Consider the following 16,156-nt stretch of genomic DNA (forward strand, 5'->3'; position numbering starts at 1 on the left):
TTGAGGAATCACAGTAGGGAGTAGGGAGTGGGGAGTAGGGAGTGGAGAGTGGCGAGTAGGTTAATGGTTGACAACTAACCACTAACCACTATCAACTAACCACTAACGATTACTTAAAAGCGGTTCTTGTGCGATCGCTTCTAATTTTTCAGTTTGCAAAAGTTTTGTCCAACTTGTAGCCAACTGAGAGTTATTAGGTTGAGTGTAACGAGGTTGAGCTAATGTGACAAGTGCATCTTGCCAAAGTCCCGCACTGGCATACAAATCAGCACGCTCTGCATCTGTTTTTGTTTGTTCTAACTTCTTCATAAATATGGGGTCTGGTTGCACTCGTCGAATCCAACCAGATACAACAATATCTTTAGCTCTATTCTTTGGCTCGCAAATCATTGACAAATACCAACGATAGTTTTTATCAATGGTTAGTGGAGGTAAAGATTTAGCTTGAGGCAAGCTGAGATTAATAATTCCGGATGAACCAGTTTTTGTGAAACTTTTCTCGTAGACTAAACGGTTCTTATCGTCTCGGAGGATAAACTCTACTGTTTTGGGAGTAGAGGTTTCGGGTACATAGAAAAACAATGTGGGATACGCAGCTTTTGTCAATCCTAAATTGTTTTCGGGCGCTAATGCCATCAGTTGTTTGGCATTAAGTTCGCATCCACTACGTGTTCCTCCTCCGACTCGCCGTCCTGGTAATCCCTCTCTAGCCTCTGCCATAACTATTTGTGGTAGTGTAAAGGAGCAAGTCAGTAGAGAAGTCAAAAAGATAGTTGTCAGCGCCCTAATTTTAATTTCTTTGTCAAGCATATTTTTTTACGATTTAGTTTAAGTTCGCAAGATCATCTATTAAGATTAATATCTTATTTTATGAGAAATAAATATCAAAAAAAATAACTTTATAGACTTTTCATACTAAAAATATTTTATTAAAATGGCTTAAAATTTGAGTAATTTCAACTAAAAAAATATGAAGTTTGGAAGACAATATTTCTTTTTTCAGTAATTTTAACTAATCCAAAATGAATTAAGACAATTTGGCATTATAAGAATCATATTTGATCTATGAGACAATACTGAGCTTTAGAAACCAGGTATCTACCAGATACCGGGTTTCTTTATCCCACGAATGATTTAGGATTGCTATATATACTTTACGTGAAGCACTTTTTGATATCTACAATAGGATAACAAGCTCAAACAATTCATGAAAAAACCTTTAGATGCCGAGCAAGAGCCTGGTGTTATGAAAATATCCTATCAACAGCAAACTGAGCAAATTTGCAGAACTGGCAGGATGCCACAAATTAAGACTGACAGTCCAGGTTCTTATAGTTTTTTGTAAAAAAAGTTAATTGATTTATGTATATGGAAAGTTTTATTTTATTAGAAACTATTTTGTTCTTAGTTAACTGCAGTGTAGTGTTATATTTTATCAAACGTCAAAATCCAGAAGCTTTCGAGCAAACACAAAGTAAACTAACTTTTGCAATCAGCCCCAAAATCTCTCAATTGATTGGAATGTTTTTTGGTGGATTAGGACTTATTTTCTTACTGTTTCCTTGGGTAATTACGCCTATAACACAACTCAAATGTAGCCATTCTTATATACAAGAAACATCTCTCACAACTTTGTGTAAATTGATTGAAATAGACTGGTTTGGTAATGAAAAAAGTAAAAAAGTATTTTCGGGATTGCGGGGAGTTGAACTAGAAACTAAAACTGATACTAATAGTGATGGGAAGATATATTACAAATATCAAATTTTGTTATTAACTGATACAGAAAGCATACCTTTTAGAAGTTTTGACTATAGCAAATATGATTTAGAGCAATTTCAGTCTGTAATATCCTCCATTAAAAGTTTCCTAGTAAATCCTTTAGAAAAATCTTTAGAATTTCAGGAAGATGATAGACAGCAAGGCTATATTAGTGTAGCAATATCGCTATTATTGGATTTTTTGGCTTTATCAAGCATAGCCAGTGGTTTGTCTATAACTTGTACTTTTGATAAAGAAGCTAACAGAATGATTCTAAGTCGTAGCAGATGGTTTGGAATATTAGGAAAAACAGTTTTTCTACATTCATTAGATGAAGTTGTAGATGTTAGTGTAGAAACTTTGGATACTGATGAAGGCTGGGTTTATCGAGTTATTTTCGTATTGAGAATGGGTGATATTTTACCATTGACTCGTATTTACAGTTCGGGATATCAACATAAGCAGCACATAGCTAAACTTGTTAAACTTTTTTTAAACTCTATTGAGCGTCATCCTGAAAAAAATTTACTTTTATAACAAAAATATTAACCATATTATCATCAATTGCGTTGCGCTTCTAAAAAAAGAAAAACCCTGTTGCTACCTACTTACTATAAACTTAATCCCATGTCCCTTGTTTCTCCTTCTGCCCTCTACCATCTGCCTTCTGCCCTTTCTTCGCGCCATTCGGGGATGAGGGTAAGTAAGGTTGAGGTTGGAACAAGTTCAATCCAAGGTATAAAGTTTTTCTAGTAGAACTTTACACTAGAAGCTATTGTGAATTACAACAGAACAGTTATCCCATATCAGATCGTGTATTCTTGAGGGGTTGCAAGATCCCCGACTTCTTAAAGAAGTCGGGGATCTGAGCAAATTTACCCACCAGAACTTATGCCATTTCTCTTAACATTTACCTTCTTATCAAATTATCGATATGAACGCTAAGCCACTAGGCGTCCAAATATCAAAAAAAATTTTATACAATAACCCTATCAAGCTCATCAGTCAATTTACGTATGTTTTTTTTACATTGACCAATCCTGCGATCGCACAAATTTCTCCGGATAGCACGCTGTCTAACCCAACGGTTGTGACGAGTGGAGCAACACCGAGTCTAGATTTTGTCATTACAGGAGGAACACAGGTAGGCAATAACCTGTTTCACAGCTTCACTACCTTTTCTGTTCCCACAGGAGGAGCTAGTATTTTCAACAATGACTCAAGTATTGAAAATATCATTAGTCGTGTGACTGGTGGAGCCATATCTAATATTAATGGTTTAATTCAGACTCAAGGCAAAGCCAACCTGTTTCTGATTAATCCAAATGGTATTATCTTTGGTCCAAACGCCGCGCTCAATATTGGTGGCTCCTTTATTGCAACTACTGCCAATAGTTTAAAACTTTCCAATGGAGATGAATTCAGCGTTACCAATCCTACCACCCCTTTGTTAACCATTAGCGTTCCTATTGGCTTGCAATTCGGTAAAAATACGGGTGCCATTGTGAATCAATCCCAATTTAATGGGGATGGAACAGTCACAAACTTTTTTGGAGAACCAGCTGGGCTTCAAGGACAATCTAATACAACCTTGGCACTTGTTGGTGGTGAAGTCATGGGGGCAAATGGAAATATCACTGTTCCTGGCGGACGAATTGAACTGGGCAGTATGGATGATGACAGTTTTGTCAGTTTAAATCCAACATCTCAAGGGTTTGCTTTGGGATATACAGGTGTTCGGACATTTCAAAATCTTCAACTTCAAGAATCTTCAATTGACGCTAGCGGTTCAGGTGGCGGTAACGTTCAAATTCAAGGGCAGGCAGTGAACTTAACAAACCATTCAAGTATTACTGCTTTGACGGATGTCGATGGTACCGTAAGTGGTGGTGGAATTGCGATCCGAGCTAATCAATTATTGGTAAGTGATTCTGAGATACAGACGATAGCATCTGGTTCAGTTTCAGGGGGAGACGTGACTCTGGAAGCTGAGAAAATGACCTTCAATGGGGTTAACACAGTTGTTTTTACAGAAACAGAGGGTGCGGGTCATGGAGGGAACATGACTATTCGGTCTGCTGATGTAGAATTGACCAACCTCAGTATCATAGGAACTCAGACGACAGGGATGGGGTCTGGTGGTAATGTTATAATTGATACTAAAAATTTAAGCATTTGGGATGGAGCGCAGGTAGCTGTCAATACGAAAAGTAGTGGATTGGGCGGTAACCTAACAGTGAAAGCCTCGAACTCTATTGCCATAGTAGGAGAGTCAAAACTATTTGATATGCCATTTCCCAGTCTCTTGTTTACTGAAACAACTGGATCTGGAAAAGCTGGAGACATCACAATTGAAACTGGAAATTTGAGTGTCCGCGATGGAGCAAGGATATCTGCTTCTACGTTCAATGACGGAGATGCAGGTAATATAGCGATTCAGACTAGGAAAGTAGAACTGATAGGCAACCTAATTGCCAGCCAAGCTAGTGGTATATTTAGCCAAGTTGAACCAGGAGCAAGCGGTCAGGGTGGAAATATCGCGATCGATACCAAAACATTAAGTGTTCGGAGCGGTTCTCAGGTGTCGGCTGGTACATTTGGCTCTGGTAATGCTGGCAGTCTTTCTGTCGTTGCTCCTACAGTAGAAGTGCGGGGAGAAGCTACAGATTCACAATTCAGTGGTTTGTTCGCTCAGGTAGAGACTGGAGCAACAAGTCAAGGAGGTAATGTAACTTTAACAACCGAACAATTGACTCTCCAAGGAGAACGAGCACGAATTTCCGCTTCTACATACGATCGCGGTGTGGGAGGAAGTGTTGGTATTAACACCAGGCAATTACTGTTACGGGATGGTGCTCAAATTCAGGCAACAACCAATGGTCTAGCACCTGGTGGAAAAATCGACGTGACAGCTACAGATACAGTTGAACTCGTTGGGACTTCTACGCTTGGTCAGTCTCTGAGTGGTTTGTTTACTTCAACATTTGGGGAAGCACCTGCGGGCAACTTAACTATTAATACCAACAATCTGTCCGTTCAAAATGGAGCAAGCATCTCTGCTTCTACTTTTGGTGGAAGTGAGGGAGGAAATATCACAATTAATGCATCTGGTACGGTTAATCTCATTGGAACTTCTCCAGATGGTAAGGCGAGTAGTGGGTTGTATGTACAAGCAACTGGAACTGGAAAGGCTGGTGATATTAACCTCACTGCTCGTTCGCTTTTGCTTGACCAACAAGGAAAGATTTTAGCGGAAACGGCTTCTGATGATGGTGGTGAAATTTCATTGCAAGTGAGGGATATCATCCAAATGCGTCAAGGTAGCTTAATTTCTGCAACAGCAGGAACTACCAGTGGGCAGGGAAATGGCGGCAATATTAATATTAATACAACTTTTTTGGTGACAGTTTCCTCAGAAAATAGCGATATCAAAGCTGATGCATTGGAAGGACGGGGAGGTAACATTAAAATTTCAGCTCAGAGTGTTTTTGGGACTGAGTTCCGCTTCCAAGAGACAGCTTTGAGCGATATCACTGCTAGTTCTACGTATGGGGTTAGTGGAGCTGTGGAAATTAAAACTCCTGATGTTGACCCAACTCAAGGATTGGTAGACTTACCTGTTCAATTGGCTGATGCTTCTAATCTGATTGCTCAAGGTTGTCGGGCTAACCCAGGACAAGCGGTTGGTAAGTTTGTGGTGACTGGACGGGGCGGGCTTTTGCCTAGTCCTGAAAGTACATTGAATGCGGATATTTCATTACAGGATTTGGATACATCTCCCATTCCAAGAGAGAGCAGGGGAGCAGGGGAGCAGAGGAGCAGAGGAGCAGAGGAGCAAGAGTCAATTGCTGAAGCTCAAGCGATCGCGATTAATTCCAAAGGTGAAATTTTTCTGACAGCGCAAGCTTCTGCTGTCACTCCCCACAGCCCTTGGTTATCTTCAACTGATTGTAAAGGAAAGTAAAATTGCAAAGGTTATGGTGTTGGGATTCGACAAGCAGAGAAGCTAACTATGAAAATTAGAGATATACCATCTTATCGTCGTCTACTCACATTCATCCAAAGGATGTTGTTAGGGCTAGCGATCGCTTTATTGATGACTGGCACAAATTTGAGGCAAGTTGTTGCTTCTAATACCAATTCTCAGTTAACCTATCCTATCCCTTCCCTACAAGAAGAAAGCGGGGTGAAGGACATATTACAACAGGAGAATCGCGGTAAGGAGTTGTATGAAACCGAGCAATTTTTAGAAGTTGTCACAATCTGGCAAAAAGTTTTCCAAGCTTATCAACTACAAGGAGATCAACTCAATCAAGCTAGAGTTTTAAGCAATCTCTCATTAGCTTACCAAAAATTGGGGCAATGGTCTGAAGCAAAAACCGTACTTAATCAAAGTTTGGAATTGCTAAAAAGTTGGGGGAAAGCACCAAGTTCTCAATCTAAAGAACAATTAAAAGTTTTAGCTCAAGTACTGAATACGCGAGGAAGTTTGGAATTAGCGACTGGACAACCTGATGCGGCGCTTGCAACCTGGCAAAAAGCAACTGCAACTTATACTCAAGCAGAAAATCAAACAGGAGTTATCCGCAGTCTTGTCAACCAATCTCAAGCTTTCAGAGCTTTAGGGCTACATCGTCGAGCCTTATCTACTCTGACACAAGTCAGCCAAATTCTAGAAAAACAGCCTGACTCCCCAATTAAAGCCGCCGGATTGCGTAACTTAGGCACTAACCTGCGTTTAGTAGGCAAATTAGAACAAGCACAGCAATTGTTGCAACAAAGTCTGGCGATCGCGCAAAAATTACAATTACCATTAGATATAAGTGCTACTTTGATTGATCTAGGGAACATAGCCCGTGCAAATCAAGATATGGAAGCGGCTTTAAATTTTTATCAAAAAGTTGTAGCTATTTCTCCTTCACAAATCCTCAAACTTAGAGCCAATCTCAATCAACTCAACACCTTAGTTGATATAAAACGATGGGATTTGGCGCGGGAATTAAGCCGGAAAATTGAACCTCAACTTGCCAATCTTCCTGCAAGTCGGGGGGTTGTTTATATGCGACTTAACTTTGCTCGGAGTTTAACTCGTATGTCCCAGGCAAAAGTTCACGATGCACCAACTATAGCAACTATTGCCCAACTGGTTGCAACGACTGTGGAACAAGCAAAAAGCATAGGAGACAAGCAAGCAGAAATTCATGCATTGGGGAGACTTGGTAGCTTGTACGAAACAACTCAGCAATGGTCTATTGCCCAAGATTTAACCCAGAAAGCTTTAATGCTTGCTCAATCTTATAATACACCAGATATTGCTTATCTTTGGCAATGGCAGCTTGGACGCCTTTTAAAAAAACAGGGGGATGTATCTGGAGCGATCGCAGCTTATACTCAAGCGGTAAAAACTCTGCAAGTCTTACGCAACGAACTAGTTACTGTTGAACCAGACGTGCAATTTTCTTTTCGGGAAAGAGTAGAACCAGTTTATCGAGAATTGGTTAGCCTGCTTTTACAACCAGGTACAACAGAGCCAACCCAAGAATTTCTACGTCAAGCCCGTCAAGTTATTGAGTCTTTACAATTAGCGGAATTAGATAACTTTTTTCAAGAAGCATGCTTAGATGCAAAACCCAATCCTATCGATCGCTTTGATGCTAATGCTGCTGTTATTTATCCCATCATTTTGCCAGATCGGTTAGAAGTTATTCTCAGTTTACCACAACAAACCCTGAGTCATTATGCAGTTCCAGTCGAGCAAAATCAGTTAGAAAATCTTGTAGAAAAGCTCCGTCAAACTATAGTCATTCGTTCTAGAGATGACTATATGGCATTGTCACAACAACTTTATGATTGGTTGCTCCGCAAGAGCGAAACTGACTTAGGCAAAAGTGAAGTTAAGACATTAGTTTTTGTGCTAGATGGTGTCTTGCGAAATATTCCTATGGCAGCATTACATGATGGCAAGCAATTTTTAATAGAAAAGTATAACGTTGCACTTACACCTAGTTTGCAGTTATTACCTCCCAAACAATTGCGCCAGGAAAACTTGAAAGTCCTAAGTGCTGGGCTAACTGAAGCAAGGCAAGGCTTTTCCTCTCTTAAATATGTAGAAATGGAATTGAAGGAAATTAAATCTGAAGTCCCTAGTTTAGTTCTTTTGAATAAAGAATTTACCAGGAAAAATCTCCACAAGGAAATTCAATCAGCTTCTTTTCCAGTTGTTCACATTGCTACTCACGGGAACTTTAGCTCTAAAGCATCAGAGACTTTTATCTTAACTTGGGATAGTCGGATTCAGATTGATGAATTCGATAGTTTACTCGAGAACAATCAACAAAATCAGCAACAAGCTATTGAACTTTTAGTTCTCAGTGCTTGTGAAACTGCAACAGGAGATAAACGTGCGGCGTTGGGATTAGCAGGAATTGCTGTTAGGGCAGGTGCTCGCAGTACTGTGGCAACATTATGGTCTATTAATGATGAGGCAACTGCTGAATTCATGGGGAAATTTTACAAGCAGTTAACTAATACCCAACAAACGAAAGCAGAAGTTTTACGTAAATCTCAATTGGCTATTTTAAAAGACCCTCAATACGAACACCCCATTTACTGGGCTCCTTATGTTTTGATTGGAAATTGGTTGTAAGCAGTGACCAGTGACCAGTGACCAGTGACCAGTGACTAGTGGTGATTATTTAATATTTTAGCCCACTAAGTACGGAAGAACTCGTTTTTTAAGACACGATGTTGTTTAAAGTTTGCTCCCAATCTACTACAAACAACCCTGGTTTTTCAAAACGTGATATATGTTTTACATTTTTTGTCAAGATTCTAACTTCGTCAAAATTTGTTAATTGGAGAGTAGCTTGAGACGCAAGAATTACATCACCATCTAAACTATCAGGACTCGCTGTTGGTTTCCCTTCGTTACGTACTAATGCCCACAATTGAGCAGCGAGTTGCATTGTTTCAGTATTCAGTGGAATAAGACCAGTCTTAGTAAGACTATCAAGACGCTCAAGACTTCGCTGCTTGTTCGTTCTAAGTAATTCACGTCGAAGCTCATAATCAGCTATTTCTGGTATACGTATAACAATACCAGTTTTTCTCATAGACAACAGCCATTCTTGTACTATCGGCTCTATTCGTGGGTGTGCCACTTTGCTTAATGGGTAAGTATCTAATAATATGGCTATTTTCATTTGTTTTTTCTTAAAGAGTCAGCCGATTTTGGTTTAGACCTGCTTCAATCTCAGGATATACAGTCTCGTCATATCCAGATTCATCAGACATCCATTCGTTTACAAGTTCTATAATTCTTTCTAAAGAATCATCTTCTTCCAAAGAGGACTTGGACTTCTCTTCGTCTACTATCTGTTCAATATCAGACGCCGATAAAAGCTGATTTTCTTCCCCCAAATCCGTTCGTTGTTTAGTAGCAACTGTATATTCCCTAAAAGCTGTCAGGATTTTGGAAAGAGATGGCTGCTGTGAAGCGAGTAGTCTTTTGAAGGCAAACTCTTTTAAAATCTCTATACTTTTTTGCCCTTCGTCAGCAAGTGCTTTTAGAATCTCTATATCTTCCATCGGAAGGAGAGCACTTTTTTGGATGCTTTCCCAATTGTCTTGCTGGGCTTGTGATAATTTTTCTGCAATTAACACGTCAATTTTTACCCTAACAAGTTGCAACTCATCTAAAGAAAGGGCATCTAATTGCTGGCTAATTGCGTCAAACGCTGATGTCTTGGGCATCATATCACAATTCGTAAACTTCTCTTCTTATGCTATCTCAAATCCATCGCGGAAAACCTGTGATTAGCTGTACTCAACCTAAAAAGGTTTTAGCCATCTTCTCTTATACTACAAGTCGAAGTTTTGTAATACTTGCCCCTGGTAACACGCTCGCTAGAATAACCCCATTTTGGCGAGCGTTACCTTTTTCATGACTGCTTTCACGAGTTGTTGATACAGCCCAAGTAGCAGCAGCTATTGCAAGTTTCTGGTTTGAAGGAATTGAATTATAAAACTCTTCTGCTGTTTGGTAAGCTTTTTGGTAAAGAAGTTAAAGGTAGGATAAGCGCACTTTTCAAATTCAACTAACAACTTCAAAGGTTATTGCCATCGCTGCAAGCTTCTTCGTATCGACACCACGTACTCCTGCTGGTAACTGTATACCTTCAACGTTGATTCCTCCACGAGTACCAACATCCAAGTCTTCAAGCAATTTATCTGCTACATCTAAAAATTCATCATTGTTTGTGGCAAGTGGTCCTCGTGTGGTTTTTCCTCTTTTGGCAATTTCTTTGAGTGCTTTGAGTGAAGTTCGCAATGGGGTTGTACTAGCAATAATGAGTGCTTCTGTAATTCCCAAAGGTTCACCAATAGTCAGTGTAAAGCCATCATCTTGTCCTGGAATTATTCGCTTATCGCTTGCTGTCAATAATGCCGCATCTTCAGATGCAGACCAGTCATTGGGAAATATTACAGCCATTTCACCTGTGGCATCAATAACTAAAATGCTGATGTAAAGAGGAGCAGATTCTTTATTTTCTACTTGGAAGACGACTTGGGTACCTATTGGTAATTTAGGAATACTACCATCTGTAATATTTATTGGTTTTGCAGAAGTCGTTGAACTCGTACCTTGTTTTTTTGTAATAGCTCGAACAGTAAGGGCTTCGCTAAGAATTTGCTTGCTACCAGCTATTTTCATTGAGGCTGTCACTTTTACTTGTGATGTATTAGTATTGCCAAGCATTTGCTTAACAATTCGCGTTGCCAATAGAGATTTAAATTTTGGTTGTAAACGTTGTGCTGCTGCTACAATGGTTTCATTGGCATTGCCAAAAGAGTTAGGAACTATTTGGTCGAGGGTTGGTAAAAATAAACCAAAACTACCTAGCGCAGGAAGATTTGAAGTTTTGAGCTTCTGTAATTCCTGATACTTTGCTTCGGTCATGCGACCAAAGATATATTGCACTTCTTGTTGTCTTAAAGGTAAGGGAGATACGCGATTGATTGCTTGTAACGCTTGTTGTACCTGGGTAGTAGTGTTAGCGTCAAAAGAATCGTCTATTCCAATTTTTAATGTTAAATCGCTAGGAATACCTTTAATACGTTCTTGCAAAAGTGTCCCTGGTTTTAATTGTGCATTTTCCCTTACAGAATTGATGAGTTTGCCTTGTCCAATTAATCCCTTACGAGACTCTAGCTTGATAAGTCCTGTTTCTCGACCGTTTGCGTCTACAATGCTGAAAGAAGCAGTATCTTTGTTAAAAGCTTCCAGCGATTGAGAATCTATTCCACCAAGCCACAATTCTACTCGATCGCCCTGAGCTTGAGTCACGACTGCTTCACCATAGGAAGTGGAAAAGGGAGCAAAGTAAATAGGTGGGTTATAATTTTGTTTAATATTTGATTCTAACTCTGGATTTTGAAAGAAACCCTTCTGTCGCGAAAATATTTGTGTGCTGCGACTGACATCAACTAATATTCTTTTGACAGATTCATTGACAGGTTGTTGCCAAAGATACTGAGTAAATAGATAAGTAAATGCTCCTGCTGAAAAATCATTAAATGAAGTATCAACTGCAAATTGGTCGCGTTTGGCGGAGGCGATAACCACTCCTTTGGCGACGCCTTTACGACGCAGGTTAATAAATTGTTGCTGAGAAAGATTAAGTCGTTTTAACCATTGACGCTGATATTCAAACTCATTGGGGCTAGCTTGCAACTTTTCGCCACCGTCTCGCGATAAGCCGGGTACGGCTTGCAGCAAAGCTGAACGCACTACAAAATTACCCCGTTTTGCACCACCAGAATGACAGCTATCAAGTACAACAGTGACGTTATCTGTTTTTAATGCGTACATAAGTAAAAATAGCGTGTGTCCCATGATATCTTGCACTACGCCACCTTTAGAGGGATATTCTTGTGGTAATCCCGCATCAACAGGAACAAGTGTACTGTTGCGTCCATCGGGAGTGTCTTTATCTGGATCGACAACCCGTGAGCCATGTCCGGAAAAATGAAATACAACCACATCCCCAGGTTTTGCTTGGTTGATGAGGTGTTCTTCAAAGGTGGTGAGAATATTTTGGCGAGTGGCTTGCGCGTCTGTAAGGATACGGATATCGTTGGGGTTAAAACCAAAGCGGTGTGTGAGTAACTCTTTTTGTAATTGGACATCGTTGACGCAACCGCGCAGAGGGTTTGCACCGTTTTGATATTCGTTAATTCCTACCAGCAGTGCTAGTTTGCGGGAAGTATTTTGGGCGAGGACTTTGGCGTATTTATCTCCCTGTTGCATGATATCCAACTGGCTGAAACCAATTGTCGCTAATGTGGAACCTGCAAATTGGAGAAAGTGACGGCGTTTGATTTGAGACATAACGATTTGAGAATGTGGGATTTTCTGGTTATTTATATTTCCACGGGTAGTAAGGGGTATGCAATTTATGAACTTATGGTTTGCGCTGATGGGACAGCGTGACTCCATGTACCCTACAACCTGCATACCCGGTCAAACCCTGAGAAGTATATGAAATTGTAAATATAAAAAGCCAGTATAATCACTGCTGGGCGACTGAAAAAACGTTAACAAATACGCCAAATCTTTTCTATGTGGACTTCTCGTACTATCGCTTTATTTCTCTCCCTAATGCTGTTATCGGAATCCACCGCCGCCACTGTGGGGAATGATGGGTTGAAAATTGCACAACACTCAGCGCCTACCCCTTCAGTTCCCTTGCGTCCAGAAAAACAACAGTTGTACCAACAGGGAGTACAGCTGGTTACAGAAGCACAGGAGTTAGAGAAGAAAGGAACTAGGGAAGGGTATCAGCAGGCGATCGCAAAATACCAGCAAGCGTTGAAAATTGTCCAAGAATTAGGATTACGAGCAGAGGAAGTTAACTTATTGGCAAAAATTGCTAGTGTTTACTCCTCGATATTTGACAACAAAAATGCTATGGAGCATCTACAAAAAGCATTAGATATTTCACGGGAATTAAAACAACCTTTACGTGAAGCAATTGTACTTGCTTTGATTGGGAATAGGTACACTAACTCAAATGAGCCAAAAGAGGGGCTGACCTATTTACAAAAAGCCCAATCGATATTTTTAGCTTACAAAGAATATGGGAATTTAGCTACCACATTAAAAAGTATCGCTACGATTCACATGAGGATAGGTGATACCAAAACAGCTTTAAATTATCAAAATGAAGCACTCAAGATTTATCGTGAGATACTCAAGGATTCCGCTGGAGAAGCTAGCACTCTTGAGACAATCGCAATAAATTATTCTTTTTCCGGTGAATATATAGTATCTATTAATTATTACGAACAAGCATTAAAAATTCAACGCGAAAGAAAAGATTTCCAAGCACAAGTAAAAATCATGAGTGAGATAGCTGTTATTCAAGGTAGATTGGGAAATACAAAAAAAGCAATTGACTCTTTAAAAGAGGTATTAAAAATACAGGAACAAGTAGGCTCTAATTTATCAGAAAAAGCTGATATTCTTGCACATATAGGTCACATTTATGCTGGACAAGCAGATTACAGGACAGCTATTGATTACTATCAGCAAGCTGGAAAACTCTTTCAGCAAGCGGGAGACACTGCAATGGAATCTATGACTTTTCAGATGATTGCAAATGTTCACAAAACTTATTCAGGTGATTATCAACAAGCACTGGATTTTTTAAATAAGGCATTAAAACTTCAAATTGATGATAAGGACAATCAAGCATTTACTCTGGGTCAAAAAGCTGATGTATATGTATCACAGGGTGATTATCAAAAGGCACTAGACGAATATTATAAAGCTCTAGAACTTCAACGTTCTATACCAAATCCCAAGTCGGAAGCTCGTACCCTTAGTAATATTGCACAACTTTATCGACATCTAGGTGATTATCAATCAAGCATTAAGACTTACAATAAAGCATTGGAAATATTCAAGCGCATACCAAGTAAGGTTGAAGAAATTCAAACTCTAGGATTTATAGCTAGCACTTACCTATTTCAAGATAAATACGATGAGGCACTGGCATCTTATAACCTAGCGCTCTCTTTATCAAGTAAAGATAGTTATCAATCTGAAATTCAAATACTTCAAGGTATAGCGCTAACATACGAATTCTTAAATAATTATCCCAAGGCATTAGAATTTGCAAATCGCGCATTAAAATTATCTCAAGAAAACTTTTTTCACGAAGAACAATCTCTGACGACACTAGCAAATGTATATCTTGCAAAAGGTGAGTATGAGAAATCATTAGATATCTTAAAAAAAATTTCAGTGCATTATCGCAAAGTAGGATTACGTATTCGAGAAGCAGAAATTTTAAGTTATATGAGTATGGCTCATGAGAGACAGAAAAAGTATCAACAAGCCATAGATATTCGTAGGGAAGAATTGAAAATACGGCGAGAGTTAAAAGAGAGTAAAGCAGAAGCAAATGCACTTTACGGTATTGCCATCAATCAACGCAAATTAGGAAACCTAGAAGCAGCACTTTCCAACATTGAAGAAGCAATTAAAATCGTAGAAAACATACGCAGTAACGTCAAAAGCCTAGATTTACGTACATCCTACTTCGCCACAGTCCAAAGTTACTACAAATTCAAAATTGACCTGTTGATGGAACTACACAAAAAAGAACCATCAGAAGGATACAATGCCCAAGCACTTGAAACAAGCGAAAAATCACGCGCCAGAGCACTTGTAGAACTATTAACCGAAGCACAGGCTAATATCCGCAAAGGTGCAAACCCAGAACTTTTAGCAGAGGAACGCCGCTTACAAGATTTAATTAATGCTAAGGAAAGGCTGCGATTTGAAATAGTTAATAGTGATAGGATTAGAGACCCAATTCTCAAAGCCAACTCTGAGAAATTACAAACAGAAATTGACGAACTCCTCAACCAGCAAAAGCAACTAGAAACGAAAATCCGTCAAAGTAACCCCAAATACGCCAATCTGAAATATCCTCAACCCCTAACTTTACCGCAAATTCAGCAGCAGCTAGATAAAGACACGCTACTGTTACAATATTCCTTAGGTGAAGAACGCAGCTATGTGTGGGTAGTTTCTCCTAATTCTGTTGATACCTATGAGTTAACCAAAAAACAACAGATAGAGAAAACCGCCATGAATTTATTTTGTTTGATTAGTCAGAACAGTTCTAAACCGCCTTCAGTGGCTAATCAAGAAAATCCTTGTACAGACATCAAACGAGAGCGAATTGACGTAGCAACAAAGGAACTCAGTCAGCTTATCCTGACACCCGTGAAAGATAAATTGGGAAAAAAGCGATTAGTCATAGTCGCAGATGGAGCTTTACAGTACATTCCCTTCGCGGCGTTGGCTGACTTAAAACACTCCCAGTCAACGATACAACAGAAAGGGGAGAAAGAAAAACAAAAAGATACAACCTGTTCCAGTGGCGGTGGTATTCGTATTTGTCAAGATAATGACTCACCACAAAACAAATTTGACTACCAACCGCTATTTGTGAACCACGAAATCGTGAATCTTCCCTCCGCTTCAACAATTGCTATTCAAAGAAAAGAACTGGCTACACGTTCATCAGCCCCCAAAGCTTTAGCGATTCTTGCCGATCCAGTATACAGTGCGACTGATGCGCGAGTGACCAACGCCCAAAATAAGCAACTCGTGCATCAAAAATCCCGTGGCTTAGAGCTAGAACGTTCTGCACTCAACCGTTCTGCTGATATTACTCATCGCCAAGGTTGGGGACGACTTTTAGGAACTCGCTCCGAAGCACAGACAATTGTCAAACTCGTACCTGATTCTAAAAGTCTGCAAGTCTTCGATTTTGATGCCAACTATGACTGGGCTACTAGCAACGCCCTCAATCAATTCCGGATCTTACACTTTGCCACCCACGGCTTTGTCAATGATGCCAATCCCGAATTGTCAGGTATTGTGCTTTCCCTGGTAGATAAACAAGGTCAAGACATTAGGGGATATCTGCGGTTGGGAGATTTATTTAACCTTGATTATCCGGCAGATTTAATTGTTCTGAGTGCTTGCGAAACGGGATTGGGTAAGGAAATACAAGGAGAAGGGTTGGTAGGCTTGACAAGAGGACTAATGTATGCAGGAGGAGAAAGACTGGTGGTGTCGTTGTGGCAAGTTGACGATGAAGGCACATCTGTGTTTATGCAGGAATTTTACCAGCAAATGTGGCAGTCTGGTAAGCCAGCCTCCGCAGCATTACGAGCAACACAGTTAAAAATGTGGCATTCTGATAAATGGCGCAATCCCAATTATTGGGCTGCGTTTACCTTCTTGGGTGAATGGCATGATTAAGAGCTTAACCCATAACGTCTGACACCGCCTAACCATACTCCCGTGGCGAAA

8 protein-coding genes are annotated in these 16,156 nt (G+C 39.8%); 4 read left to right on the top strand and 4 right to left on the bottom strand.

Going from position 1 to position 16,156, the window contains the following annotated elements; translation table 11 throughout:
• Window positions 1–102: 102 nt before the first annotated feature.
• Entirely contained in the window at window positions 103–810 is a 708-nt protein-coding gene (locus WA1_RS06280) for a DUF928 domain-containing protein (protein ID WP_017749627.1), read from the bottom strand.
• Between the two features lie 558 nt (window positions 811–1,368).
• Between WA1_RS06280 and WA1_RS56670 the strand changes: the two genes are divergently transcribed.
• From WA1_RS56670 to WA1_RS06295, 3 genes are all read left to right on the top strand, one after another.
• The gene (locus WA1_RS56670) at window positions 1,369–2,298 is read left to right on the top strand and encodes a hypothetical protein (RefSeq protein ID WP_017749625.1); all 930 of its coding nucleotides are present in this window, start codon (window positions 1,369–1,371) and stop codon (window positions 2,296–2,298) included.
• 397 nt (window positions 2,299–2,695) lie between these two features.
• Window positions 2,696–5,725, top strand: coding sequence for a two-partner secretion domain-containing protein (locus WA1_RS06290; RefSeq protein ID WP_017749624.1), 3,030 nt, complete (start codon window positions 2,696–2,698; stop codon window positions 5,723–5,725).
• Between the two features lie 48 nt (window positions 5,726–5,773).
• Window positions 5,774–8,407: a CHAT domain-containing protein gene (locus tag WA1_RS06295; protein WP_017749623.1), complete on the top strand. Its 2,634-nt coding sequence runs from the start codon at window positions 5,774–5,776 to the stop codon at window positions 8,405–8,407.
• 88 nt (window positions 8,408–8,495) lie between these two features.
• On the opposite strand, the gene WA1_RS06300 is transcribed toward WA1_RS06295, so the two are convergent.
• The 3 genes from WA1_RS06300 to WA1_RS06310 form a co-directional block, all read right to left on the bottom strand.
• Window positions 8,496–8,963 carry a PIN domain-containing protein gene (locus WA1_RS06300; RefSeq protein ID WP_017749622.1) on the bottom strand — a complete coding sequence of 156 codons (468 nt, stop codon included), beginning with the start codon at window positions 8,961–8,963 and terminating at the stop codon, window positions 8,496–8,498.
• A 10-nt stretch (window positions 8,964–8,973) separates the two neighbouring features.
• Window positions 8,974–9,516, bottom strand: coding sequence for a hypothetical protein (locus WA1_RS06305; protein ID WP_272819082.1), 543 nt, complete (start codon window positions 9,514–9,516; stop codon window positions 8,974–8,976).
• 337 nt (window positions 9,517–9,853) lie between these two features.
• Window positions 9,854–12,151, bottom strand: coding sequence for a caspase family protein (locus tag WA1_RS06310; protein WP_017749620.1), 2,298 nt, complete (start codon window positions 12,149–12,151; stop codon window positions 9,854–9,856).
• Between the two features lie 231 nt (window positions 12,152–12,382).
• Here WA1_RS06310 and WA1_RS06315 point away from each other — a divergent pair, with 231 nt between their 5' ends.
• On the top strand, window positions 12,383–16,105 hold the full coding sequence (locus WA1_RS06315) for a CHAT domain-containing protein (RefSeq protein ID WP_017749619.1): 3,723 nt from the start codon (window positions 12,383–12,385) through the stop codon (window positions 16,103–16,105).
• Window positions 16,106–16,156 lie beyond the last annotated feature (51 nt).

The organism is Scytonema hofmannii PCC 7110 (genome assembly GCF_000346485.2).
Taxonomy (GTDB): domain Bacteria; phylum Cyanobacteriota; class Cyanobacteriia; order Cyanobacteriales; family Nostocaceae; genus Scytonema; species Scytonema hofmannii.

Coding starts and splice junctions, on each gene's coding strand:
- WA1_RS06280 (WP_017749627.1), bottom strand. CDS start 810: ATGCTTGACAAAGAAATTAAAATTAGGGCGCTGACAACTATCTTTTTG.
- WA1_RS56670 (WP_017749625.1), top strand. CDS start 1,369: ATGGAAAGTTTTATTTTATTAGAAACTATTTTGTTCTTAGTTAACTGC.
- WA1_RS06290 (WP_017749624.1), top strand. CDS start 2,696: ATGAACGCTAAGCCACTAGGCGTCCAAATATCAAAAAAAATTTTATAC.
- WA1_RS06295 (WP_017749623.1), top strand. CDS start 5,774: ATGAAAATTAGAGATATACCATCTTATCGTCGTCTACTCACATTCATC.
- WA1_RS06300 (WP_017749622.1), bottom strand. CDS start 8,963: ATGAAAATAGCCATATTATTAGATACTTACCCATTAAGCAAAGTGGCA.
- WA1_RS06305 (WP_272819082.1), bottom strand. CDS start 9,516: ATGATGCCCAAGACATCAGCGTTTGACGCAATTAGCCAGCAATTAGAT.
- WA1_RS06310 (WP_017749620.1), bottom strand. CDS start 12,151: ATGTCTCAAATCAAACGCCGTCACTTTCTCCAATTTGCAGGTTCCACA.
- WA1_RS06315 (WP_017749619.1), top strand. CDS start 12,383: ATGTGGACTTCTCGTACTATCGCTTTATTTCTCTCCCTAATGCTGTTA.